The 23,285-nt window shown below is 57.2% G+C and carries 24 protein-coding genes; 13 read left to right on the plus strand and 11 right to left on the minus strand.

The genetic code is table 11. The features are described from left to right. Positions 1–15 precede the first annotated feature (15 nt). Positions 16–825, plus strand: coding sequence for a ribonuclease I (gene rna, locus BM007_RS06975; protein ID WP_024907007.1), 810 nt, complete (start codon positions 16–18; stop codon positions 823–825). Here rna and BM007_RS06980 read toward each other — a convergent pair. Continuing rightward, positions 819–1,436 (minus strand): flavin reductase family protein, encoded by a 618-nt coding sequence (locus tag BM007_RS06980; protein WP_023310735.1) that lies wholly within the window; start codon positions 1,434–1,436, stop codon positions 819–821. The genes rna and BM007_RS06980 overlap by 7 nt on opposite strands. A 246-nt stretch (positions 1,437–1,682) precedes the next feature. Here BM007_RS06980 and rnk point away from each other — a divergent pair, with 246 nt between their 5' ends. Continuing rightward, on the plus strand, positions 1,683–2,093 hold the full coding sequence (gene rnk / locus BM007_RS06985; RefSeq protein WP_024907006.1) for a nucleoside diphosphate kinase regulator: 411 nt from the start codon (positions 1,683–1,685) through the stop codon (positions 2,091–2,093). Positions 2,094–2,232: 139 nt separating this feature from the next. Further along, positions 2,233–2,322, plus strand: coding sequence for a small membrane protein YldA (yldA, locus tag BM007_RS23520; RefSeq protein WP_008501020.1), 90 nt, complete (start codon positions 2,233–2,235; stop codon positions 2,320–2,322). 10 nt (positions 2,323–2,332) lie between these two features. Here yldA and BM007_RS06990 read toward each other — a convergent pair whose 3' ends face one another. Further along, positions 2,333–3,571, minus strand: coding sequence for a zinc-dependent alcohol dehydrogenase (locus BM007_RS06990; protein ID WP_090417809.1), 1,239 nt, complete (start codon positions 3,569–3,571; stop codon positions 2,333–2,335). Positions 3,572–3,751: 180 nt separating this feature from the next. Here BM007_RS06990 and uspG point away from each other — a divergent pair, with 180 nt between their 5' ends. Next, the gene (uspG, locus tag BM007_RS06995; protein WP_023310731.1) at positions 3,752–4,180 is read left to right on the plus strand and encodes a universal stress protein UspG; all 429 of its coding nucleotides are present in this window, start codon (positions 3,752–3,754) and stop codon (positions 4,178–4,180) included. 60 nt (positions 4,181–4,240) lie between these two features. Here the strand turns inward: uspG and ahpF are convergent, their stop codons facing one another. Then, positions 4,241–5,806: an alkyl hydroperoxide reductase subunit F gene (ahpF, locus tag BM007_RS07000; RefSeq protein WP_090417811.1), complete on the minus strand. Its 1,566-nt coding sequence runs from the start codon at positions 5,804–5,806 to the stop codon at positions 4,241–4,243. A gap of 187 nt (positions 5,807–5,993) precedes the next feature. Further along, positions 5,994–6,557 carry an alkyl hydroperoxide reductase subunit C gene (gene ahpC / locus BM007_RS07005; protein WP_008501015.1) on the minus strand — a complete coding sequence of 188 codons (564 nt, stop codon included), beginning with the start codon at positions 6,555–6,557 and terminating at the stop codon, positions 5,994–5,996. Positions 6,558–7,179: 622 nt separating this feature from the next. Here ahpC and BM007_RS07010 point away from each other — a divergent pair. From BM007_RS07010 to BM007_RS07020, 3 genes are all read left to right on the plus strand, one after another. After that, positions 7,180–8,079 (plus strand): DNA-binding transcriptional repressor CitR, encoded by a 900-nt coding sequence (locus tag BM007_RS07010; protein WP_090417814.1) that lies wholly within the window; start codon positions 7,180–7,182, stop codon positions 8,077–8,079. A 174-nt stretch (positions 8,080–8,253) separates the two neighbouring features. Beyond that, the gene (locus tag BM007_RS07015; RefSeq protein ID WP_090417817.1) at positions 8,254–9,477 is read left to right on the plus strand and encodes a phosphoadenosine phosphosulfate reductase; all 1,224 of its coding nucleotides are present in this window, start codon (positions 8,254–8,256) and stop codon (positions 9,475–9,477) included. Next, positions 9,462–10,088, plus strand: a complete 627-nt coding sequence (locus BM007_RS07020) for an IbrB-like domain-containing protein (RefSeq protein WP_090417820.1) — start codon at positions 9,462–9,464, stop codon at positions 10,086–10,088. The genes BM007_RS07015 and BM007_RS07020 overlap by 16 nt, the downstream gene beginning before the upstream one ends. On the opposite strand, the gene BM007_RS07025 is transcribed toward BM007_RS07020, so the two are convergent. Next, positions 10,089–11,249, minus strand: coding sequence for a pyridoxal phosphate-dependent aminotransferase (locus BM007_RS07025; protein ID WP_090417822.1), 1,161 nt, complete (start codon positions 11,247–11,249; stop codon positions 10,089–10,091). 123 nt (positions 11,250–11,372) lie between these two features. Between BM007_RS07025 and BM007_RS07030 the strand changes: the two genes are divergently transcribed. Genes BM007_RS07030 through BM007_RS07040 form a run of 3 tightly spaced genes read left to right on the plus strand, consistent with a single transcriptional unit; the run spans position 11,373 to position 13,212 of the window. After that, complete coding sequence (locus BM007_RS07030; RefSeq protein ID WP_090417825.1) at positions 11,373–11,987, plus strand: methylthioribulose 1-phosphate dehydratase; 615 nt, start codon at positions 11,373–11,375, stop codon at positions 11,985–11,987. Continuing rightward, complete coding sequence (gene mtnC / locus BM007_RS07035; RefSeq protein ID WP_024906997.1) at positions 11,984–12,673, plus strand: acireductone synthase; 690 nt, start codon at positions 11,984–11,986, stop codon at positions 12,671–12,673. Before BM007_RS07030 ends, mtnC begins: the two co-directional genes overlap by 4 nt. Then, positions 12,670–13,212, plus strand: a complete 543-nt coding sequence (locus BM007_RS07040; protein WP_023315605.1) for a 1,2-dihydroxy-3-keto-5-methylthiopentene dioxygenase — start codon at positions 12,670–12,672, stop codon at positions 13,210–13,212. The genes mtnC and BM007_RS07040 overlap by 4 nt, the downstream gene beginning before the upstream one ends. 96 nt (positions 13,213–13,308) lie before the next feature. Here the strand turns inward: BM007_RS07040 and BM007_RS07045 are convergent, their stop codons facing one another. Both BM007_RS07045 and mtnA read right to left on the minus strand, forming a co-directional pair. Next, entirely contained in the window at positions 13,309–13,779 is a 471-nt protein-coding gene (locus BM007_RS07045; protein ID WP_049138715.1) for an SRPBCC family protein, read from the minus strand. 42 nt (positions 13,780–13,821) lie between these two features. Next, positions 13,822–14,838 (minus strand): S-methyl-5-thioribose-1-phosphate isomerase, encoded by a 1,017-nt coding sequence (gene mtnA / locus BM007_RS07050; protein ID WP_090417828.1) that lies wholly within the window; start codon positions 14,836–14,838, stop codon positions 13,822–13,824. A 104-nt stretch (positions 14,839–14,942) separates the two neighbouring features. Here mtnA and mtnK point away from each other — a divergent pair, with 104 nt between their 5' ends. Next, a complete protein-coding gene (mtnK, locus tag BM007_RS07055; protein WP_090417831.1) occupies positions 14,943–16,142 on the plus strand; it encodes an S-methyl-5-thioribose kinase in 1,200 nt (399 codons plus the stop codon). A 52-nt stretch (positions 16,143–16,194) separates the two neighbouring features. On the opposite strand, the gene BM007_RS07060 is transcribed toward mtnK, so the two are convergent. The 4 genes from BM007_RS07060 to BM007_RS07075 all read right to left on the minus strand — a co-directional run bounded on the left by BM007_RS07060 (position 16,195) and on the right by BM007_RS07075 (position 21,103). Continuing rightward, on the minus strand, positions 16,195–17,436 hold the full coding sequence (locus BM007_RS07060; RefSeq protein WP_175557788.1) for an LVIVD repeat-containing protein: 1,242 nt from the start codon (positions 17,434–17,436) through the stop codon (positions 16,195–16,197). Positions 17,437–17,524: 88 nt separating this feature from the next. After that, positions 17,525–18,589 (minus strand): sugar ABC transporter substrate-binding protein, encoded by a 1,065-nt coding sequence (locus BM007_RS07065; RefSeq protein WP_090417834.1) that lies wholly within the window; start codon positions 18,587–18,589, stop codon positions 17,525–17,527. A 19-nt stretch (positions 18,590–18,608) separates the two neighbouring features. Continuing rightward, entirely contained in the window at positions 18,609–19,604 is a 996-nt protein-coding gene (locus tag BM007_RS07070) for an ABC transporter permease (protein WP_024906992.1), read from the minus strand. Further along, a complete protein-coding gene (locus tag BM007_RS07075; RefSeq protein WP_090417837.1) occupies positions 19,601–21,103 on the minus strand; it encodes a sugar ABC transporter ATP-binding protein in 1,503 nt (500 codons plus the stop codon). Before BM007_RS07075 ends, BM007_RS07070 begins: the two co-directional genes overlap by 4 nt. 159 nt (positions 21,104–21,262) lie before the next feature. Here BM007_RS07075 and BM007_RS07080 point away from each other — a divergent pair, with 159 nt between their 5' ends. Further along, entirely contained in the window at positions 21,263–22,351 is a 1,089-nt protein-coding gene (locus BM007_RS07080) for an oxidoreductase (protein ID WP_090417839.1), read from the plus strand. A 57-nt stretch (positions 22,352–22,408) separates the two neighbouring features. Then, positions 22,409–23,152, plus strand: coding sequence for an SDR family NAD(P)-dependent oxidoreductase (locus BM007_RS07085; RefSeq protein WP_024906989.1), 744 nt, complete (start codon positions 22,409–22,411; stop codon positions 23,150–23,152). Positions 23,153–23,285: the final 133 nt, after the last annotated feature.

A 23,285-nucleotide genomic window follows, 5' to 3' on the forward strand; every position in this document is an offset into this window, starting at 1 on the left:
CGATCAGGAAATCATATGTTCAGGAAGGATATCGTCATCCCGTCTGGCGCAATGGCGCTTGCACTCTGTATCTTCTCCGCACAGGCGGAACCGCTGAAGGCAACCCAATATGGCGATTTCGATCGCTATGTGCTGGCTTTGTCCTGGCAAACCGGGTTTTGTCAGAGCATGGTTGAGCGCAACCGTAATGAACCTGACGAATGTCGCCTGCAAAAAGAGCGCGAGAATAAAGCCGATTTTCTGACCGTGCACGGGTTATGGCCCGGCCTGCCGAAATCTATTGCCGCACGCGGCGTGGATGACCGTCGATGGATGCGTTTTGGCTGCGCCACACGCCCCATTCCGAACATGCCGGAAGTGAAGGCCAGCCGCAAATGCGATGCCGCCGAAACCGGACTGTCGCTTTCCGCTGCCGCAAAGCTCAATGACGTGATGCCGGGCGCGGGCGGGAATTCCTGCCTGGAACGCTACGAATATGCCAAACATGGCGTCTGCTTTGGTTTTGACCCGGATGCCTATTTCGGCACGATGGTACGGATGAATCAGGAGGTTAAAAACAGTGCGGTCGGAAAATTCCTCGCCGATAACTACGGGAAATCCGTCAACCGTAGTGATTTTGATAGTGCCGTGGCCAAAAGCTGGGGCAACGAGAACGTCAAAGCGTTCAAGCTGACCTGCAACGGCAATCCGGCGTATCTCACCGAGATGCAGATTTCGCTGAAGGCAAACGCCATTAACAACCCGCTTTCTGCGACCTCATTTGCCCCGCAGCCACATCCGGGTAACTGCGGAAACCAATTCGTGATTGATAAAGCCGGCTACTGATCCGCGCCCGGGCGCACCATATCAAACCGGTTTTCATCGCTGATACCATAGTACGCCGTCGGCCCACCCGCACGCAGGATGGGCTGCGCTTTCGCCGTCTGGTATATCCCCTCTTCCAGCAGCGTTTCGGCAATATGGATACCGACCACCTCCCCCAACACCAGCCACGTGTCCACCGGCGTACCGTCGGCACCGGTAAGCTGAATGCACTGCGACAGTCGACACTCAAAATTCACCGGGCTTTCTGCAACGCGTGGGGCGTTAACCAGCTGGCTGGCCGCTGGCGTAAGTCCGGCAAAGCTAAATTCATCCCGGTCGTGGGGAAGCATCGCTGAGGTTTGGTTCATCGCTTGCGCGAGATCGCGCGTCGCCAGATTCCAGACAAACTCTTTTGTCTCAGTAATATTACGCACGCTGTCCTTCCAGCCGTTGCTGGAAAAGCCGATGATCGGCGGGCGATAGTTAAAGCAGTTAAAGAAGCTGTACGGCGCGAGGTTCAGCTGACCGGCCTTATCGCATGAGGAGATCCAGCCTATCGGACGTGGGCCAATAATGGCGTTCAGCGGGTCATGCGGCAGGCCGTGCCCCTGAGACGGTTGGTAGAAGTACATAGTGCTCTCTCGTTGGCGGGCAACGCCCGGATTCAGGACACTCAGCGTAACGTATTCCGCCAGGAATGAAGACTGAATAAATTTCAGCGAAAATTCATATGGACCATGAATGTGACTTTCATCACTTCAAACTTGCGCGCTCAGCCAGTATCATCGGGAGAGTTAAACCCTCGCTGCCAGACGGCGAGGGTTTTCTTTTGGATCAGTTTCTGCGTTAGACGCAGCATTAACGACATGGAGTAAAAAATGTCCAGACCTACCATTATCATCAATGAGCTCGACGCAGAACGTATCGACAGGCTGCTGGAAAAAGCGGAATTTGCCTCGCTCCCCGTGGCCGACGCCCTGAATGAAGAACTCGACCGGGCACAGATGTGCACGCCTGAGACGATGCCGCATGATGTAGTCACCATGAACAGCCAGGTGAAATTCCGCAATCTGACCACCGGTGAAGAGCTGACCCGCACGCTGGTTTACCCGGCGCAGATGACCGACAGCAGCGCACAGCTTTCTGTGCTTGCGCCTGTGGGTGCCGCACTGCTGGGACTGCGTACGGGGGATACGATCCACTGGGAATTGCCGGGCGGCGCTTCGACCCATCTGGAAGTGCTGGAGCTGCTCTACCAGCCAGAAGCCGCAGGCGATTACCTGCGTTAATCTCTTCTGAATAAGCGCCTATCCGCTTTGCACAGAGGATGCCACCGCATCCTCTTTCCGCAAATTCACACGATTTTCCTATACCGCGCAAAATGGCCTTAATCCACGCTTAATCTGTTTTGGTGCCGCGGGGACGGTCATGAGTGAGATAGGCGTTATCACACTTATCTTTCTGATTTTTGTGGCGATTATCGTCACGGCCGTGCTCTATCTTGAACGCCACTGGTAAGCGAACATTCTCAGGCCACCCCACCTGGGAAGGCATTCACCAGGCCCTTAACGGTCTGCTCTGCGGCTTCGGGGGTCTCTGCGCCCGGGACCAGAATCACCTTCCGGCACTCCTCCTCCCGTTTTTCGAAAATCTTATAGGCGCGTTCCGCATCCGCAAGGGGGAGATAATGGGTCACGATCTCTTCCGGCGTAAGCAGCCCTTTTTCGATCAGCGGTAACAGTTCACCCAGCCAGGCATGGACGTGCGTCTGACCCATCTTAAACGTCAGCCCCTTATCAAAGGCATCGCCAAACAGGAAGCCATGGATAAACCCGGCGTACACGCCGGGTACGCTAACTACCCCACCGCGCCGCACGGCAGCAATGCATTGACGCAACGCTTTGCCGCTGCTGCCTTCAATTTTAAGATTGCTGAGGATTGTTTCCGTGGTGCTGCCTTTCGCTTCAAACCCGACCGCATCAATCACGGCGTCAACGCCGCGCTGGCCCACGGTCTGCTCGATGATTTTTTCCGCGGCGTCGTTGTCATCATCAAAGTTGATGGGAATTGCGCCGTAACGGGCCTCGGCAAATCGCAACCGGTACGGGTGGTGATCGATAACAAAGATCTGCTCAGCCCCCAGCAGCCGCGCGCAGGCAATGGTCAGTAGCCCCACCGGCCCGGCGCCGAAAACGGCTACGCTTGAACCTTTTGCAATCTGCGCATTTTTTGCCGCCTGCCAGGCCGTGGGCAAAATGTCGGAAAGGAAAAGTGCTTTATCATCAGAAAGAAGCTGCGGGACTTTAAACGGTCCGACGTTCCCCTTCGGCACGCGAACGTATTCCGCCTGTCCCCCCGGCACACCGCCGTAGAGGTGGCTATAGCCAAACAGCGCAGCCGGCGCGGGGATTTGCTTTTTGTTCAGCGCGGCACCCTGCCCGGCGTTGGTATTCTCACAGGCCGCGTATTGCTGCAGACGACAGAAGAAACAGTCCCCGCAGGCGATGACAAAGGGGATCACCACGCGATCGCCTTTTTGCAAATTCTTTACCTCTGCACCGCACTCGACGATTTCCCCCATAAACTCATGGCCAAAAATATCGCCGTGCTGCACCTTCGGGATCTTTCCGCGATAGAGATGCAAATCGGAGCCGCAGATCGCCGTGGCCGTGACGCGCAGAATGATATCGTCGGGCTGTTCGATGATGGGGTCAGGGACATTCTCGACGCGAACATGGTGTGGACCGTGATACGTAAGTGCTTTCATGCGACCTCCGAAAGGTTCCAGGTAAGTCTATAAGGGTAGCTACCCATGAAGGTCTGCCCCGGAATACGGGTCTTTTGAGATTTATCCTGGCGAGATAAGAAAACTGACGGGGCGCTTACAGAAACCATTAATATTTTGTGGTTGAATAAGTACAGCGTTTATAAACAAGGAGAAACGGGTATGTATCAGAGAATCATTATGCCGGTTGATGTTTTTGAGATGGAGTTGAGCGACAAGGCCGTTCGCCACGCGGAGTTCCTGGCGCAGCAGGACGGTGTCATCCATCTGTTGCACGTGCTCCCGGGCTCCGCCAGCCTGAGCCTGCACCGCTTCGCTGCCGATGTGCGCCGCTTCGAGGAGCATTTGCAGCATGAAGCGGAAACGCGTCTGCAAACCATGGTCAGCCACTTCAGTATTGACCCTTCACGGATCAAAACGCACGTCAGATTCGGCAGCGTACGTGATGCGGTAAATGAACTGGCGAACGAGTTGAAAGCAGACGTGGTGGTCATCGGTTCGCGCAACCCTTCCATTACCACACATCTGCTGGGCTCTAACGCCTCCAGCGTGATCCGCCACACACACATACCGGTGATGGTCGTCAGATAAAAAAAGAGGCCACCTTTCGGTGGCCTCTCGCTATTGCAGGTATCGCCTTACTTTCTTTTCTTATGCTGTTTTGGTGCGAATCAGATAGTCAAACGAACTCAGCGACGCCTTCGCCCCTTCGCCCGTGGCGATGATGATCTGTTTGTACGGTACGGTAGTACAGTCACCCGCCGCAAACACGCCCTTCACGCTGGTTTCACACTTCGCATCGATGATGATTTCGCCCATGCGGTTGCGCTCAATCGCGCCTTCCAGCCAGGTGGTGTTTGGCAGCAGACCAATCTGCACGAAGATCCCTGAAAGCTGCACGCTGTGCACGTCGCCGCTCACGCGGTCGCGGTATTCCAGACCGGTCACCTTGCTGCCGTCGCCCTTCACTTCCGTGGTCTGCGCGTTAAGGACGATGTCGACGTTTTTCAGGCTGCGAACTTTGTCCTGCAGAACCTGGTCGGCCTTCATCTCTGGTGCGAACTCCAGAAGGGTGACGTGTTCAACAATCCCCGCCAGGTCGATAGCCGCTTCCACGCCGGAGTTACCGCCGCCGATCACCGCCACGCGTTTACCTTTAAACAGCGGGCCGTCGCAGTGCGGGCAGTAGGTCACGCCTTTGGTGCGATACTGATCTTCACCCGGGACGTTCATGTTGCGCCATTTCGCACCGGTGGCAATGATGATGCTGCGTGCTTTCAACACCGCGCCGGAGGCGGTTTCAATGTGGTGTAAACCACCCTCAACCGCAGCAGGTACCAGCCTGCTGGCGCTCTGGCTGTCGATCACGTCCACGTCGTAGTCGCTGACGTGCGCCTTCAGCGCCCCCGCCAGCTTCTGACCTTCGGTTTTCGGCACGGAGATATAGTTTTCAATGTCCACGGTATCCAGTACCTGGCCGCCGAAACGCTCGCCCATCAGGCCAGTGCGGATCCCTTTACGCGCGGAGTACACTGCCGCCGCCGCGCCCGCCGGACCGGAACCGACGATCAGCACGTCGTAGGCATCGCGTTTGTTCAGCGCTTCTGCGGCACGTTTTTCGGCACCGGTATCCACTTTGGCGACGATTTCCGTCAGCGTCATACGACCCTGACCGAATTCCTGACCGTTCAGATACACCGCCGGAACGCCCATCACGTTGCGATCGGTGATTTCATTCTGGAAGGTACCGCCGTCAATCGCCGTGTGCTTAATGCGCGGGTTCAGGACCGACATCAGGTTCAGCGCCTGCACCACGTCCGGACAGTTGTGGCAGGAGAGCGAGTAATAGGTTTCAAACTCGAAATCGCCGTCGATATCGCGGATCTGCTCCAGCAGCGCCTGCGCCTCTTTCGACGGATGACCACCGGTCCACAGCAGCGCCAGCACCAGCGAGGTAAATTCGTGACCCAGCGGCGAGCCGGCAAAGCGCGGCCCCAGCTCAGAGCCTGGGTTAGTAATCAGGAAAGAAGGCTTACGGACGTTAAGCGAGTTATCTTCTTTGAAGGTCACTTTTGGCGACAGTTCGGCGATCTCAGCCAGCAGTTCCTTGATCTCTGCCGATTTCGCGCTGTCGTCCAGCGTGGCAATCAGCTCAACGGGTTTGGTCAGTTTCTCAAGATAGGCCTTGAGCTGGGTTTTCATATTAGTGTCGAGCATTATTCTTCCCTCTCTTAAAACATCATCATGCAAGCTGCCTTACACAGGCGGCCTGAATGCAACTTGCATCATGGTGCTGGAATGAAATGGGCGCGGGAGCGCCCATTGATTGCCGGGTGGCACTTCGTTTACCCGGCCTACGATACTGTAGGCCTGTGCAAGCGCAGCTCCACCAGGCTTTACAGACTTAGATCTTGCCGACCAGGTCTAAGGATGGAGCGAGAGTCGCTTCGCCTTCTTTCCATTTCGCCGGGCACACTTCGCCTGGGTGAGAAGCCACGTACTGCGCTGCTTTCACTTTACGCAGCAGGTCAGACGCATCACGGCCGATACCTTCAGCGGTAACTTCGATAGCCTGGATAATACCCTGCGGGTCAACAACGAAGGTGGCGCGGTCAGCCAGGCCTTCATCTTCACGCATGTTGTCGAAGTTACGGGTCAGGGCGCCAGTCGGGTCGCCGATCATCGCGTATTTGATTTTTGCGATGGTTTCAGAGCTGCTGTGCCATGCTTTGTGGGTGAAGTGGGTATCGGTAGACACAGAGTAAACGTCTACGCCCAGCTTCTGCAGTTCGTCATAATGGTCAGCCACGTCGCCCAGTTCGGTCGGGCAAACGAAGGTGAAGTCAGCCGGATAGAAGAAGAAGACGCTCCAGCGACCTTCGGTATCTTTCTCGGTTACTTCGATGAACTCACCGTTTTTGAACGCCTGGTTTTTGAAAGGTTTAATTTTAGTGTTAATCAAAGACATCTGTACTTCCTCCGTGTTTTCGTTGAGATGTAAGGTAACCAACTTTATCCATCGGGGCTAATGCGTATGCTTTATCAAATCAATCAGCCAAACCTTACAACGTCGACAAGACAACAAGGTGAACCTTTTACAGGAAAGCCTGAAAGTAAAAGGGCCGCCTCAACGGGCGGCCCTGATACCTGAATTCCCCGCAGGTACATTCAGTGCCAGCCGAAGCTGGCGTTGCGTTGCGCTCTACAACCCTTTATATCAAGGGGTAACAGCCCTTTGATTACACCACCCGTACAGGGATTGGGCAATCCATAAGAGAGGTAATCCTGCCTATGGCTGCGATAGGTTTTGCCAAACATCATTTCAGGACGTTATAAATTTATTTTCATTATAAAAATACCTCAATATATAAATGACAATTGTTATTTAAAATGCTCACTCCAACATCTGAGATAAAATTACCTTAATATTCCTTGAAGCACTATTTCAATAATCTGGCGTCGTGATATATTAAGGTGAATTTAATTTAAATTTAAGAGGGTTAATCGAAAGGATTGTAAATGGTTAACTTCAAACTATAGTTATCAGTGATGTGATAACCACAGCAAACACAGCATCCTCAGGACGAAACATGGCAAACCTCTACGACCTTAAAAAATTCGATCTTAATCTGTTAGTCATTTTCGAGTGCATTTACCAACATCTTAGTATCAGTAAAGCCGCCGAGACGCTGTATATCACACCCTCTGCCGTGAGTCAGTCACTGCAACGCCTGCGAGGACAACTCAACGATCCTCTGTTTATCCGTTCCGGTAAAGGGATCACGCCCACGACCGTCGGCGTCAATTTGCATCATCATCTGGAACAGAACCTGAACCAGCTTGAGCAGACTATCAATATCATGCACAGCAGCGGGTTGAAGAAGAATTTTGTCATTTACTGCCCGCAGTTTATGAGCACCAAAACGATGCTTGAGCCAATGAAACTGCTCATGAACAAGTATAACTATTCGATTGAATTACATGATGTTTTTCTTGCCCCTGATTCAGCAGAAGATCTCCTGGCTTACCGAAAAGCCGACCTGATATTTTCTTTTGCCTCCTCAAGCAGTCGCTCAATTGCCTCCAGCCTTTTCCATAAGCTGCCTTTTGTGCTCGTTTGCCGGAATGATCATCCCCGCTTGAGCGGAAATCCCACGCGTGAAGAGATTCTGAATGAACAGTTCACCGCCTACCTGAGCGATGAGAACAGCGTCAAAGACTACCAGGAAAAAGCCGAGAGCCTGTTAACCGAAAGAAATATCGTTTATCGAAGCGACTCTTTTATATCCCTTCTGTCGGTGATCAGTTCATCCGACCTCATAGGGTTAGCGCCCACGCCGGCCTTTGAACAATATGGTCCAGCGCTTAACCTGCGCAAAGTAGAGACAGACATTCAATTTCCCAGCATTAATATTTACATGATGTATAATCGCTCCGCACTGAATAGCTCAGCATTCGCGAGTTTTATTGAAGAAATAACTTTACCTTGAGATGTTAGCGTGGTTTTCACACAGGATGGGAACCACCTTTTCCAGAAACATACACCATCGTTATATAAACATTCAGCATTAACTTTATACACATCATAAATTATTGACTGATATCATTCTCACTCTAGTATTGACACTAACGTCTGGTATTTATTCCTCAGGATGAGAACAAATATGTCAATTTATAAGTATCCTCTTAATCAGGATGTTCTTTCTGCGGCTCTGGAACGAATAAAATGGACTCTCGAAAATTTACCGAGGATCTGTGTCTCTTTTTCAGGAGGTAAAGACTCCACCACTATGCTGCACCTGGTTGCCCGGCAGGCGCGACAGATGAATATTAAAATAGACGTTCTCTTTATCGACTGGGAAGCGCAGTTTAGCCATACCATCACCCATGTTGAACGTATGCGCGAGTTATACAGCGATATCATCGGCCATTTCTGGTGGGTCGCGCTTCCCCTGACAACGCAAAATTCTCTGTCGCAATTTCAGCCGGAATGGCAATGCTGGGAACCCGGCACCCGATGGGTCCGCCAGCCCCCTGACGGTGCGATAACCGATCCCGCTTTTTTTCCCTTCTACCAGCCCGGCATGACGTTTGAAACTTTTGTTCGCAGCTTCTCCGACTGGTTCTCTCACAATCGCCCGGCGGCGGTGATGATTGGCATCCGCGCCGATGAATCTTACAACCGTTTTCTGGCTATCGCGTCGGCGCGTAAGCAGCGGTTTGCCGATGATAAACCCTGGACGACCGTCGCCCCTGGGGGGCATGCCTGGTATGTTTATCCCCTCTACGACTGGAAAACCGCCGATATCTGGACCTGGTTTGCCAAATCGGGATGTTGCTATAACCCACTCTATGACCTGATGTTCCAGGCTGGCGTGCCGCCCCGCTATATGCGTATTTGTGAGCCCTTTGGTCCGGAGCAGCGTCAGGGATTATGGCTCTACCATGTTGTTGAGCCCGATCGCTGGGCGGCCATGTGCGAGCGCGTGAGCGGCGTGCGCAGCGGAGGAATTTACGCCGGGCACGATAACCACTTTTATGGTCACCGGAAAATCCTGAAACCCGATCACCTCTGCTGGCGCGAATATGCCCTGCTGCTGCTCGACAGCATGCCGCAAAATACGGCTGAGCATTACCGCAATAAAATCGCCATTTATCTGCGCTGGTATCAGAAGAAGGGCATCGAGGATATTCCCGACACCCAGGACGGTGATATTGGTGCCAAAGACATTCCCTCATGGCGCCGCATTTGCAAGGTTATCCTTAATAACGACTACTGGTGCAGAGCGCTGTCGTTCAGCCCAAATAAACCCAAACATTATCAGCGCTACAGTGAAAGAGTGAAGGCGAAACGCAAGGAGTGGGGCATATTATGCGACAACGATTAATCACCGAGATCGAAACGTACCTTCAGTCTCTTCCCGAAGAGGATCGGATTAACGCCATCAATGCTTTTCGTGAAGCGATCCATCGACACAGTCCTTTTCGTGAGCAACCGATAGACTGCGTGCTTTGGATCAAACAGGACGCGATTACCGCTAACGACTACAACCCCAATAACGTCGCCCCTCCAGAAAAACGGCTGCTCAGCAAGTCGCTGGAACTCGATGGATTCACCCAACCTATTGTCGTGACAGAAAGTGAACCGCAACATTACGAAATTGTGGATGGTTTCCACCGCCATGAAATCGGCAAAACTCGGGCGGCGTTGAAGCGTCAGCTCAGGGGATATCTCCCCGTCACCTGCCTGCGCCAGGATCGACAGGAAAAGCATGACCGTATGGCCGCCACGATCCGTCACAACCGGGCGCGGGGTCGGCACCAGATTAACGCCATGTCGGATATCGTGCGCGAACTGGCACAGCTCGGCTGGAACGATGAGCGAATTGGCAAAGAGCTGGGGATGGACAGCGACGAGGTTCTGCGTCTCAAGCAAATCAACGGTCTGCTGATGCTGTTTGCAGACCGTCGCTATTCCGAAGCCTGGACGGTGAAATAATCAGAGCGTGTTCAAACGCTCTGCCGCCGCCAGCAGCGTCGATTCCTGCTTCGCAAAGCAAAGGCGGATCAGCTTATGCGGGAAGGGATCGGCGCAGAACACCGACAGCGGAATGGCGGCCACCCCCACCTCTTTTGTCAACCACTGGCAAAAGCTGACGTCGTCCAGATCGGAAATCGCGCTGTAGTCCGCGAGCAGGAAGTAGGTTCCTTCAGACGGCAAAATTTCCAGGCGGCTTTTACTTAACGCAGCCACAAACAGATCCCGACGTTCACGATAGAAGTGCGGCAGCTCGCGGTAATGCTCGGGCTCCGCGCGCAGCATATCCGCCAGCGCCAGCTGAGCCGGCGTGTTTACGGCAAACGTCAGGTACTGATGCACCTTGCGCAGCTCAGCGCTAATGGCGGCCGGTGCGACGCAGTAACCCACTTTCCAGCCGGTCATATGGTAGGTCTTACCGAACGACGAGACGGCGATAGCGCGCTCGCGAAGCTGCGGATGGGCCAGCACGCTGGCGTGTCCCTCTTCTGCAAAGCAGATGTGCTCGTAAACTTCATCGCTCAGCACGTAGATTTCACGTTCGGCAATCGCCTGCCACAGCGCGGCGAAGTCCGTTTTCTGCCACACCGTCGCCGACGGATTGTGCGGGGTATTCAGGATCACCAGCCGGGTTTTGTCGCTCAGCAGCGCAGCAAACGCCTGCCAGTCGGGGCGGAAATGCGGTGGCTGTAACGCCACGCGTTTCACCACGCCGCCGGAGAGTTCAACCGCAGGCGCATAGCTGTCGTAGCTCGGGTCAAAGCAGATGACTTCATCGCCCGCCCGCACCAGGGCGGTGATGGCCGCATACAGCGCTTCGGTCGCCCCTGCCGTCACCGTAATGTCGCTGTTCGCATCGGGCCTATGGCCATACAGCTCAGCCGTTTTATCCGCAATGGCTTCCCGCAGCGCCTGCACGCCCGTCATTGGCGCATACTGATTCGCCCCCTGCGCCACGTGGTACGCCAGACGCTCCTGCAGATAGGTCGGCCCGTCGAAATCCGGAAATCCCTGAGAAAGGTTAATGGCGTTGTGCTGCTGCGCCAGGGCGCTCATCTGCGTAAAGATGGTGGTACCGAGATTGGGAAGTTTACTTTGCGGAATCAATGCGTTAATGCTCATTGTGTTGTGCCTGCTTGTAATACTTATGTTGCTGCCACTATAACACGATGTTAGTCTTTGGCAATCAAGACGCTTAGACGTCTAAACAATATGAATATTCCTGTCCGAGAGGGTAAAAGGAAAATGACAGACAACCTGCAACTCACGCATCTGGTCGACGCCTGCCGCTGGATTGGCGCCAAAGGCTGGGCACCCGCCACCGGGGGCAATATGTCAGTGCGTCAGGACGAACGCCTCTGCTGGCTCAGCGAATCGGGCAAAGACAAAGGCAGCCTGACGACGGAGGATTTTCTCCAGGTGGAGATCGCCACCAACCGCGCGCCGTCTGGCCGCAGACCGTCGGCGGAGACCGGGCTGCACACCCTTATCTATCGTCTGTTTCCTGAGGCCAACGCAGTCCTGCACGTTCATACGGTCAACGCCACGGTGCTCTCGCGTCTGGTCAAAGAAGCCGAGCTCAACATCAGCGGCTTTGAGATGCAAAAATCCCTCACCGGGCAGAGCACGCATCTGGATACGGTGGCTATCCCGGTCTTCGATAACGACCAGGACATTGACGCCCTCGCCTCGCGAATCGCCCATTACGCGCAGGAACGCCCGCTTAATTATGGTTTTCTTCTGCGCGGCCATGGCTTAACCTGCTGGGGACGCGATGTGGCCGAAGCCCGCCGTCATCTGGAAGGACTGGAATTCCTGTTTGAATGTGAAATGCGTTTACGACAACTGGAGAGAGTATGATTCGCGCGATTGTGACGGATATTGAAGGCACCACCAGCGATATTCGTTTTGTCCATGATGTTTTGTTCCCCTACGCGCGTGAGCGGCTGGCGGCCTTCGTGACCGCGCAGCAGTACGCCGAGCCGGTCACATCCATTCTGGACAACCTGCGTGATGAAATCGGTAATCCGCACGCCAGCGTCAGCGAGCTTATCGACGCCCTGTTTGCCTTTATGGATGAAGACCGCAAATCTACTGCGCTAAAAGCGCTGCAGGGGATCATCTGGCACGACGGCTACGTCAACGGCGACTTTACCGGCCATCTCTACCCGGACGTGCTGCCCGCGCTGGAAAAATGGAAAGCGCAAGGGATTGATCTCTATGTTTATTCCTCTGGCTCCGTTGCTGCGCAGAAACTGTTATTTGGCTACAGCGACGAAGGTGATATTACTCATCTGTTCAGCGGCTATTTCGACACCCACATCGGCGCCAAGCGCGAGGTGCAGTCGTATCAGAACATTGCGGCGCAAACGGGCATCGCCCCGTCGCAGATCCTGTTCCTCTCCGATATTCATCAGGAGCTGGACGCGGCTGAACAGGCAGGTTTTCGTACCCTGCAGCTGATTCGCGGTGATGATGACGGCGCAAGCCACCACCATCAGGTCCACCAGTTTGACGAGATTAACCCGGAGCAGATCCCTTCATGAGCGCATTGACCATTTATTCCGATAAAGACGCCAGTCAACACCAGTGGCACAGTACCGACGCCGCCGAGATTGCCCAACAGCTCAACGCGAAAGGCGTGCGGTTTGAACGCTGGGCGGCGGATCGCGATTTAGGACACGATCCCGCGCCTGAAGCCGTGATCGCGGCGTATCAACATGCGATCGACAAACTGGTCGCAGAGAAGGGTTACCAGAGCTGGGACGTGATCAGCCTGCGTGCCGACAATCCGCAGAAAGAGGCGCTGCGCGCGAAGTTCCTGAACGAACACACCCACGGTGAAGACGAAGTACGCTTTTTCGTGGAAGGCGCGGGCTTGTTCTGCCTGCACATTGGCGATGAGGTGTATCAGGTACTGTGCGAGAAAAACGACCTGATTTCCGTTCCTGCGGGCACGCCGCACTGGTTTGATATGGGCTCAGAGCCGAACTTTACGGCGATTCGTATTTTCGACAATCCGGAAGGCTGGGTGGCCCAGTTTACGGGTGATGCGATCGCGGACGCGTATCCACGGCTGGCATAGGTAAAAGCAAAACGGCAGCTATAGCTGCCGTTTTTAGTGTTTGCTCCCTCTCCCTGTGGGAGAGGGTCGGGGTGAGGGCATCAGGCCGCTCGAGCTTCAACGCTTCAATCCCTTCACATACTCAACCAGCTGATCCAGCACAATCCCCCACCCTTCGTGGAAGCCCATCTGCTCGTGCTGCTCGCGGATTTCCTTCGTGGGGTGACGCGCAATCGCCGTATAGCGCGTTTTGCCCTCCCCGACATCTTCCAGCAATAAAATCGCCGTCATAAACGGCTTCTCGGCCGGTTTCCAGCCTTCGGTATAGCCGTCGGTAAAGACCAGCTTTTTCCCCGGATCGATTTCAAGGAACACACCCCGGTTATCCATCCGCTGACCGTCCACCTCAAACACGGTGTTGAACCGTCCGCCCACGCGCAGATCGAGGTCGCATTCGGTCACCTTATGGGGAGCAGGAATGAAGAAGTTTTTGATGTGTTCCGGCGTGGTCCAGCAGAGCCACAGCAGATCGCGCGGTGCGTCCACCACGCGCTCCAGTTTTAAGTCTGTTTCAGGATCGAGCGTCACGATATTGTCCTCTTAAGGGAACCCCTTAAAGGATAGCCGGACTCAGGCGAATTTCCCGTTTGCCACCGCGTCCGGCGTGACCACGCCCGTATCCAGCACCCAGCCGCTAATCAGCGAGGCAGGGGTAACGTCAAACGCCGGGTTATAAACCCGTGCATCTTCCGGCGCCCACTGCACCTCGCCAAAGCTTCCGGCTACGCCCGTCACCTCGCTGGCGGCGCGCTGCTCAATCGGGATCGCGTCGCCGTTCGGGCAGTCCGGATCGAGGGTCGTTTGCGGCGCGGCCACGTAGAACGGAATGCCGTGGAATTTCGCCAGCACCGCCAGAGAATAGGTGCCGATCTTATTCGCCACGTCGCCGTTAGCCGCAATGCGGTCTGCGCCCACCCACACGGCGTCCACCAGCCCTTTCGCCATCAGGCTGGCGGCCATGGAATCGGTAATCAGCTGATACGGCACGCCCAGCTCGCCAAGCTCCCACGCGGTCAGTCTGCCACCCTGCAGCAGCGGACGGGTTTCATCCACCCAGACGTTGCTGACCTTGCCCTCCTGATGCGCGCGAGCAATCACGCCCAGCGCCGTGCCGACACCCGCCGTTGCCAGCCCGCCGGTGTTGCAGTGGGTCAGCAGGCGGCTGCCGGGCTTCACCAGCGCGCTGCCCGCTCTCGCAATGGCGTCACAGAGTCGTTTGTCTTCGTCAATCAGGCGCAGCGCCTCCGCCACCAGCGCCGGAACATACTCTTCCTGCCACAGCGCCAGCTTCATGCGGTCAAGGTTGTTCATCAGGTTCACCGCCGTCGGGCGGGATGCGCGCAGGGTTTCCAGCGCAACCGCCAGCTCGTCACGGCTTTTGCCGTTTTCCGCCAGCAGCGCCAGCAGCAGACTTGCAGAGAGACCGATCAGCGGCGCGCCGCGCACCCGCAGGGCGTGAATATGCCCCACCAGCGCCTCTACCGTTGAGGCATCCAGCCAGCGTTTCTCCTGCGGAAGGGCCTGCTGGTCGAGAATAAAGAGCTGATTATCCGCTACCCGCAGGCTGGTCGTCTGTAATGTCTGCATGTCGTTAATTCCCTGTTGCGTTGTTGTAGCACATTGTGTCAGGATGAAATCCAGATGTATAGACGTCTACATGTCTTTATTAGCAAACCCGTGAGGAGCAGGCCATGTCGCAATACCGTACCTTTACCGCTCAGGACGCCGTGGAATATGCCAGGCAGTTTGGCGGCCTTGACGATCCTTCATCGCTGGTGGAGGCGCAGGAGGTAGGCGACGGCAACCTCAATCTGGTGTTCAAAATCTTCGACAGCGCGGGTGTGAGCCGCATCATCGTGAAGCAGGCGCTGCCCTACGTGCGCTGCGTCGGCGAGTCCTGGCCGCTGACGCTGGACCGCGCCCGTCTGGAGGCGCAAACCCTGGTCGAGCACTACCGGCACAGCCCGCAGCACACGGTGAAAATTCATCACTTCGACCCGGAACTGGCGGTGATGGTGATGGAAGATCTCTCCAGCCATCGCATCTGGCGCGGCGAGCTGATCGGCAACATCTACTACCCTCAGGCGGCGCGTCAGCTGGGTGAATACCTCGCGCACGCGCTGTTCCACACCAGCGATTTCTACCTGCACCCGCACGAGAAAAAAGCGCAGGTGGCAAAATTCATCAACCCGGCGATGTGCGAGATCACAGAAGATCTGTTCTTCAACGATCCGTACCAGATCCACGAACGCAACAGCTACCCGGCCGAGCTGGAAAATGACGTCGCCGCCCTGCGCGACGACGCCCAGCTGAAAATTGCCGTGGCCTCCCTGAAGCACCGTTTCTTTTCTCAGGCTGAAGCCCTGCTGCACGGAGACATTCACAGCGGCTCGATTTTTGTGGCCGACGGCAGCCTGAAGGCCATCGACGCCGAGTTCGGCTATTTCGGCCCGATGGGCTTTGACGTCGGCACCGCTATCGGCAACCTGCTGCTGAACTTCTGCGGCCTGCCGGGACATCTGGGCATTCGCGATGCCGCCGCCGCCCGCGAACAGCGACTGACCGATATTCAGGAACTGTGGAACACCTTCGCGGAGCGCTTCCAGGCGCTGGCACACGAGAAAACACGCGACGCCGCGCTCAGCGCGCCGGGCTATGCCTCCGCCTTCCTGAAAAAGGTCTGGCATGATGCCATCGGCTTCTGCGGCACCGAACTCATTCGCCGCAGCGTCGGGCTTTCCCACGTCGCGGATATCGACACCATTCAGGACGAGGCGATGCGCCACGAATGCCTTCGCCACGCGATAACGCTCGGCAAGGCGCTGATTGTTATTGCCGACCGTATCGACAGCGCGGAAGATCTGGTGGCGCGGGTACGGCAGTACAGCTGATTTTCTCCCTCTCCCTGTGGGAGAGGGCCGGGGTGAGGGCATCAAACCGCACTCACCCCAAATACTCAATCACCGACAGCCCGCCGTTATAGTCCGTGCTGTAAATAATTCCCTGCGCATCCACAAACACGTCACACGACTGGATCACCTGCGGGCGATTCGGGCGGGTATCCATCATTTTCGCCGGCGCGGCAGGCACCAGCGCACCCGTTTCAACCGGACGATACGGATTGGAGATGTCATACGCGCGCACGCCCGCGTTCTGATACGTCGCAAAAATCAGCGTCGAGCTGACGAAGCTCCCCGGCCTGTTCTCGTGCAGGTTGTGCGGGCCGAAATGCGCCCCTTTAGCCACATAATCGATTTCATCCGGCTGTGGGAAGGTAGAGATGCTGACCGGATTCGACGGCTCGCGGATATCAAACAGCCAGATCAGCTTCTCCCCGTCCTCCTGGTTGTCGAGCACCGCTTCATCCAGCACCACCAGCAGATCGCGGTCCGGCAGCGGCAGCGCGGTGTGCGTCCCGCCGCCAAACGGCGGACTCCAGTTACGGTGGCTAATGAGCTTAGGACGGGTACGATCCTTCACGTCCAGCAGCGTCAGGCCGCCGTCGCGCCAGCTGCCGTACGCGGTATCGCCGGCAATAATCGCATGGTGGAGCGCGTAGCGTTTCCCTTCCGGCCAGTTCGGCTGTTCACCTTCGGCCTGGTTCATTCCCGGCAGCCACCAGCGCCCTGCCACTTCAGGCTTACGCGGGTCCGCAAGATCGATGGTCAGGAAGATATAGTCGGTAAAGCCGTCGATCAGCGCCGATACGTACGCCCAGCGGCCGCCGACGTACCAGATGCGGTGGATGCCAATCCCGTTCAGCGACAGAAAGCCGATTTCGCGCGGCCTGTCCGGCGTGGAGATATCAAACACGCGCAGCCCGGCGCTCCAGCCTTTGTCCTGCACGTCGCGGACGGTCTCCCCCACCTGGCGGGTGTAGTAGACCTTCTCGTCGGCAAAGCGGGCATCGGCAAACAGATCCCGGGCGTTAATCACCAGCAGCAGGTCGTCATGCGCCTGCAGGTGCACGTTCCAGGTGCCGGGCGGCGCGGGCACGTAGCCCGCCCCTTTCGGGTTCTTCGGGTCGCGCACGTCGACAATCGAAAAGCCCTGCGACACCATATGGCCGATATAGGCGAAACCGCGGTGCACCATCAGCTGCACGCCGTCCGGGCGACCGCCCTGGTCGCTATGGCCAATCAGCCGCATATTGCGGCTGTATTCGGGAGGGGGTAAATGATTCACCGTTAGCTCCTGTTGGTTTCCCCCTCTCCCCGTGGGAGAGGGCCGGGGTGAGGGCATCAGGCCGCACCTGATGCCACCCGGCTTGGTTTTATTTATTCTTCGCTTCCAGCGTCGCAAACCACGGTGCGATAAAATCTTCCGTCTGGCCCCAGCCCGGAATGATTTTCCCCAGCGACGCCACGTTCACCGCGCCCGGCTGGGCGGTCAGCAGCGCCTGCGGAATGGCCGCGGCTTTAAAATCGTAGGTCGCAGGCGTCGCTTCCCCGGCAATCTTGTTCGCCACCAGACGCACGTTGGTCGCGCCAATCAGCTTCGGATCCACCGCCACGCTCACCTTCCACGGGCTGCCCGGCTCGCGCATCAGCTGCAGATCCTGGTTGGAGATGTCGATGCTGTAGAGCTTGATCTCGGTGCGGCCGTTCTCTTTCAGCGCTTTGTACGCGCCCTGGCTGAAGGCGTCCCAGGTGCCCCAGATGGCGTCGATCTTGCCTTTCGGGTATTTCGCCAGGATCGCACCCACTTTGTTAGCGGTGTCGCCCTGCACGTCAGAGGAGACCGCGCCGATGGACTCCAGCTCTTTGATGTCCGGATACTGCTTTTGTAGCTCTTTATAGGCCGCCTGACGACGCTCCATCGGCGGGAAGCCCGCCACCCACAGCTTGACGATATTGGCCTTGCCGTTGAAATCTTTCGCCAGCTGGCCGAAGGAGAGGTTCGTCAGGGAGGCATCGTCCTGCTGGGTGACGGTCACGCCCGGGATCTCGCCGTTAACGGCGGTATCAAAGACGGCGACCTTAATCCCGGCGTCCACCGCCTTCTTCACCAGCGCGGTGGAGTACGGATCGCGGCCCTGAGAAAGGATAATCCCGTCATATTTCTGGCTGATGGCCTGGTTCACAAAGTCCTGGAATTTGGCATCGTCCCCGTTGCTTAAAAAGGTGCTGACCTTAAAGCCAAGCTTCTTCCCTTCCTGAATGGCCCCGGCAATAAACTGCGTGGTGTTGTCGTCTGAGCCAAGGTTACGGATCACCGCGATGCGGATCGGGCCGTCATGGCTGGCAATGGCCGCCGGAAGCGGGGCGGGTGTGGCCGCGAAGCCAGGCAGAGCGGTGAATAACCCTAATGCCACCAAAGAGAGTGCAATCTTTTTCATTTTTTATCCCGTTGTGTTGTCAGCGTTTTTGTATGTACGTAATCGCCAGCGCTACCGCGAGCACCAGCCCTTTTATAATGTCCATGGCGTAATACGGCACGGAGAGCATCACCAGCCCGTTCGACAGCACGCCGAGAATAACCGCCCCGACCAGCGTCCCCAGCGCATTCGGCTTGCCGGACCCGGCCAGCGAGAAGCCAATCCACGCCGCCGCCACCGCATCCATCAGGTAACCGCCGCCCGCGTTTACCTGCGACGAGCCGATGCGCGAGGCCAGCAAAATCCCGCCCAGGCCCGCAAGCAGGGAGGCAATCACGTAGGCCGCCACCTTGTAGCGGGTGGTGCGAATACCGGAGAGACGCGCGGCTTCCGGGTTGCCGCCAATGGCGTACATCCGACGACCGTGAGTGGTGAGCGACAGCCCCAGCTGCGCCAGAACCGTCACCACCAGCATGATGATCACAATCGTCGGCACCTGCCCCAGCAGGCTGAACGCCGCCGGAATGGTGCCTTCCGCCATGTCACCGCTCGGCAGCACCATGTTCTCGGTAATCGACCCGCCGTAGCTGTAGGTCATCGCCACGCCCTGGATCACAAACAGGCTGGCCAGCGTCGCGAGCATGTCCGGAATGCGCAGGATGACGATAAGAAAGGCGTTAAACAGCCCCACCAGCGTGCAGAGCGCGAGGGTGATCAGAATCGACTCGGTGGTACCAAAGCCGTGCCAGACGAACAGGGAAATCACCAGCGCATTCGCCAGTGAGGCGGTCGATCCCACGGAGAGATCGAACCCGCCAATGGTCAATGATATCGACACGCCAACGGCAATCACCGTCACGATGGCGATTGAGCGCAGAATATTGATGATGTTGTTCGGATCGAGGAAGCTGTCCGACGCCAGGCCAAAGACGGCCACCAGCGCGACGACGGTTAACAGCATGCCCCACTTGTAGAGAAAATCGAAAATCTGCTGACGGCCAGACGCCGTCGCGTTTACTGAAAGGGCCTTGCTCACGACGCCGTTCCTCCGGTTGAATAATAAAGTAGTGTCTCTTCACGGGCCTCGGCTCCGGCGATTTCCGCCACGATGCGCCCGTCCCACAGCACGCAGATGCGGTCGCACAGCCCGACCAGCTCGGCAAACTCGCCCGAGGCGTAAATGACCCCTTTGCCCTCGCGCGCCAGGCCGTCAATCAGCTGGAACAGATCGGTTTTGGCCTTCACGTCCACGCCTTTGGTTGGCTCGTCGAAGATCAGCACGCTCGCATCATTGCGCAGCCACTTGCCGATGGCGACCTTCTGCTGGTTGCCGCCGGAGAGACGTCGCAAAACCTGCCCGGGACCGCGGGCGCGCACGCCGACGCGGGCAATCACCTCCTCCGCCCAGCGCCACGCCTGACGATGGCCAAACAGGCTCCAGCGCGAGAAGCTGTTATCGGCGCACACGGCAAGGTTCATGCTCACCGGCTCGTCGATAAAAATGCCCTCTTTGCGCCGCTCCTCCGGCACCAGCGCCAGGCCGCGCAGCACCGAATCGGCCGGGTCGCGCGGCTGCCAGGGCTGTTGATTCAACTCACCGCGCGCCACGCGGCTTTTGCTGGCGCCAAACAGCGCCTTGCAGAGTTCGGTTTTCCCCGCCCCCGCCAGCCCGGCAATCCCGAGAATTTCGCCTTTGCGCAGGTGCAGGGAGATATCTTTCAGCAGCGCGTCGTCATGCAGACCTTCCACCCGCAGCAGCGTTTCGTCGCCGTGCGGCGGCCGAGCGGGCGGGTAGATATCGCTCAGCACGTGGCCGAGCATCTTCTCGACGATCGCTTCGCCGCTAAGATCGGCCATAGGGCCGGACTCGATCAGCTTGCCGTCGCGCAGCACCGTCAGGGTGTCGCAGATGGCCTTCAGCTCGTGAATGCGGTGGGAGATAAACACCACGCCGATGCCCTGCTGCTTTAACCGTCTCACCACGCCAAACAGGCGCTCGCTCTCGTGCGCGTCCAGCGGCGCGGTGGGCTCATCAAGAATCAAAAAACGGCAGTGATGGGACAGGGCGCGCGCCAGCAAAATCTGCTGCTTTTCGGCAAGCGTGCAGCTGTCGATGGAACGGCGTACGTCCAGAGAGACATCCAGCTGCGCCAGCGCCTGTCTCGCCTGCTGGCGGATTGCACGCCAGCGGAAGCGATGCCCCGGCTGCGCCAGCTGGTCGAGCATGATGTTCTCGGCGATGCTTAATCCCGGGATCAGCGCCACGTCCACTTCCTGCTGCACGAGGTGGATCCCCAGCCGTTTGGCATCGAGCGGTTCGCGGATGCTTACCGGCTGGTTATTGATGGAGATTTCGCCTTCATAGTGGTCGTGCGTCCCGCACAGCACCGCCATCAGCGTCGATTTCCCCGCGCCGTTGGCGCCGGTCAGCGCATGTACCGATCCGCCGGTTAAGGTGAAGTTCACGCGCGACAGCGCCTGAAAGCCGGAAAAGGCCAGGCTGATACTGCGCATTTCAAGGCGACTGGAAACCATCCGCGTAAATCCTTCATTACTCTTCTGATTTATCGAATTTTTCACAGCTCCGGTTGACTGACAACGAAGGAAAAGGCATAAGTTAAAGCGAAATATTATTAGCCATCCGGATGTCCAGACATAACATCGGGTTAGCGCTTGCTAAAAAAGGACAACACCATGAGCAACACCGATATCCGCGTCGTGCCTGGCCCGGCGAACTACTTCTCCCATCCCGGAAGCCTTGCGCATCTGAATGACTTCTTTACCCCGGAACAGCTTTCCCGCGCGGTGTGGATCTACGGCGAGCGCGCTATCGACGGCGCGCGCCCTTTCCTGCCTGAGAGCTTTCACGCGCCGGGGGCGAAACACCTGCTGTTTAAAGGCCACTGCAGCGAGCGCGACGTCACCCATCTGGTGAACGAATCCGGCAGTGACGCCAGCGTGGTTATTGGCGTCGGCGGTGGTGCGGTACTGGATACCGTCAAGGCCGTGGCGCGTCGTCTGGGCGTGCCGTTCGTGGGCATCCCCACCGTTGCCGCCACCTGCGCGGCGTGGACCCCGCTCTCCGTCTGGTACAACGATGCAGGTCAGGCGCTGCATTTTGAGATCTTCGACGACGCCAACTACCTGGTGCTGGTGGAGCCGCAGATCGTCCTTAACGCCCCGGCGGAATACCTGCTGGCGGGTATCGGCGATACGCTGGCGAAGTGGTACGAAGCGGTTGTGTTGACACCTGAGCCGGAGAACCTGCCGCTGACCGTGCGGCTGGGCATCAACGGCGCGCTGGCGATCCGCGACGTGCTGCTGGAGCACAGTGAGGAAGCGCTGGCCGACCAGCAGCGCGGCGAACAGACGCAGGCGTTCCGGGACGTGGTAGATGCGATTATCGCCGGCGGCGGGATGGTCGGCGGTCTGGGCGAACGCTATACCCGCGTGGCGGCGGCGCATGCGGTGCACAATGGTTTAACCGTGCTGCCGCAGACGGAAAAATACCTCCACGGTACCAAGGTGGCCTACGGCATTCTGGTGCAGAGCGCCCTGCTCGGCCAGGACGACGTGCTGGCGCAGCTGGTGACGGCGTACCAGCGCTTTAACCTGCCGACCACGCTTCGCGAGCTGGACGTCGACATCAATAACCGGGAAGCGCTGGATAAGGTCATTGCTCACACCCTGCGCCCGGTGGAGTCGATTCACTATCTACCGGTTGCGTTAACGCCTGACGTTCTGCGCGCCGCGTTTGAGAAAGTGGAATCCTTCAGCCGTTAATCGCGCCGACAGGCTATACCTAATGATGATTCTTTCTACTCTTGCAACGAGGTCATCATGCAGATCGATTTAACAGGTAAAAAGGCGCTGGTTACCGGTGCCAGCCGCGGGTTGGGTCGGGCTATTGCACTCTCGCTGGCGCGCGCCGGTGCGGATGTGATTATTACGTATGAAAAATCGGCCGATAAAGCCCAGGCGGTCGCCGATGAGATTAAGGCGCTGGGACGACACAGCGAAGCCGTGCAGGCGGACAGCGCCAGCGCGCAGGCGATTCAGGATGCCGTCACCCATGCGGCACGTTCCCTTGGCGGGCTGGACATTCTGGTCAACAATGCCGGGATCGCGCGCGGCGGCCCGCTGGAGTCCATGACGCTGGCAGATATTGACGCCCTTATCAACGTCAACATCCGCGGCGTGGTGATCGCCATTCAGGAAGCGCTGGTGCACATGTCCGACGGCGGGCGCATCATCAACATCGGCAGCTGTCTGGCAAACCGCGTGGCGATGCCGGGCATTGCCGTTTACTCGATGACGAAGTCCGCTCTTAACTCCCTCACCCGCGGTCTGGCCCGTGATTTAGGACCGCGCGGCATTACCGTAAACCTGGTGCACCCCGGCCCCACCAACAGCGATATGAACCCGGAAGACGGCGAACAGGCGGAAGCCCAGCGCCAGATGATTGCGGTCGGTCACTACGGCCAGCCGGAAGACATCGCGGCGGCGGTCACCTTCCTCGCCAGCCCGGCTGCCGGGCAGATCTCCGGTACCGGTCTGGACGTGGACGGTGGTTTGAACGCCTGATCGCACATTTCCTGCAAGCCTCTGTCGTCCGGCAGAGGCCTTCCCGAGCACCCTCGACGGTTCACGTTTTGCCGCTTTCTCCCGGTTTTTCTCCGCTCTACAGTACCCCATTAGAAATTCGGAATTTATCTAA

Source organism: Enterobacter sp. NFIX59 (assembly GCF_900113755.1).
Lineage (GTDB): Bacteria > Pseudomonadota > Gammaproteobacteria > Enterobacterales > Enterobacteriaceae > Enterobacter > Enterobacter pseudoroggenkampii.

Bases quoted from the DNA above. Each gene is read 5' to 3' on its own strand.
- mtnK (WP_090417831.1), top strand. From the start codon at position 14,943: ATGTCGCAATACCGTACCTTTACCGCTCAGGACGCCGTGGAATATGCC.
- ahpF (WP_090417811.1), bottom strand. From the start codon at position 5,806: ATGCTCGACACTAATATGAAAACCCAGCTCAAGGCCTATCTTGAGAAA.
- BM007_RS06990 (WP_090417809.1), bottom strand. From the start codon at position 3,571: ATGAAAGCACTTACGTATCACGGTCCACACCATGTTCGCGTCGAGAAT.
- ahpC (WP_008501015.1), bottom strand. From the start codon at position 6,557: ATGTCTTTGATTAACACTAAAATTAAACCTTTCAAAAACCAGGCGTTC.
- BM007_RS07020 (WP_090417820.1), top strand. From the start codon at position 9,462: ATGCGACAACGATTAATCACCGAGATCGAAACGTACCTTCAGTCTCTT.
- BM007_RS07065 (WP_090417834.1), bottom strand. From the start codon at position 18,589: ATGAAAAAGATTGCACTCTCTTTGGTGGCATTAGGGTTATTCACCGCT.
- mtnA (WP_090417828.1), bottom strand. From the start codon at position 14,838: ATGCAGACATTACAGACGACCAGCCTGCGGGTAGCGGATAATCAGCTC.
- BM007_RS07080 (WP_090417839.1), top strand. From the start codon at position 21,263: ATGAGCAACACCGATATCCGCGTCGTGCCTGGCCCGGCGAACTACTTC.
- BM007_RS07040 (WP_023315605.1), top strand. From the start codon at position 12,670: ATGAGCGCATTGACCATTTATTCCGATAAAGACGCCAGTCAACACCAG.
- BM007_RS07010 (WP_090417814.1), top strand. From the start codon at position 7,180: ATGGCAAACCTCTACGACCTTAAAAAATTCGATCTTAATCTGTTAGTC.
- rnk (WP_024907006.1), top strand. From the start codon at position 1,683: ATGTCCAGACCTACCATTATCATCAATGAGCTCGACGCAGAACGTATC.
- BM007_RS07085 (WP_024906989.1), top strand. From the start codon at position 22,409: ATGCAGATCGATTTAACAGGTAAAAAGGCGCTGGTTACCGGTGCCAGC.
- rna (WP_024907007.1), top strand. From the start codon at position 16: ATGTTCAGGAAGGATATCGTCATCCCGTCTGGCGCAATGGCGCTTGCA.
- BM007_RS07025 (WP_090417822.1), bottom strand. From the start codon at position 11,249: ATGAGCATTAACGCATTGATTCCGCAAAGTAAACTTCCCAATCTCGGT.
- BM007_RS07030 (WP_090417825.1), top strand. From the start codon at position 11,373: ATGACAGACAACCTGCAACTCACGCATCTGGTCGACGCCTGCCGCTGG.
- yldA (WP_008501020.1), top strand. From the start codon at position 2,233: ATGAGTGAGATAGGCGTTATCACACTTATCTTTCTGATTTTTGTGGCG.
- BM007_RS06980 (WP_023310735.1), bottom strand. From the start codon at position 1,436: ATGTACTTCTACCAACCGTCTCAGGGGCACGGCCTGCCGCATGACCCG.
- BM007_RS07015 (WP_090417817.1), top strand. From the start codon at position 8,254: ATGTCAATTTATAAGTATCCTCTTAATCAGGATGTTCTTTCTGCGGCT.
- BM007_RS07075 (WP_090417837.1), bottom strand. From the start codon at position 21,103: ATGGTTTCCAGTCGCCTTGAAATGCGCAGTATCAGCCTGGCCTTTTCC.
- uspG (WP_023310731.1), top strand. From the start codon at position 3,752: ATGTATCAGAGAATCATTATGCCGGTTGATGTTTTTGAGATGGAGTTG.
- mtnC (WP_024906997.1), top strand. From the start codon at position 11,984: ATGATTCGCGCGATTGTGACGGATATTGAAGGCACCACCAGCGATATT.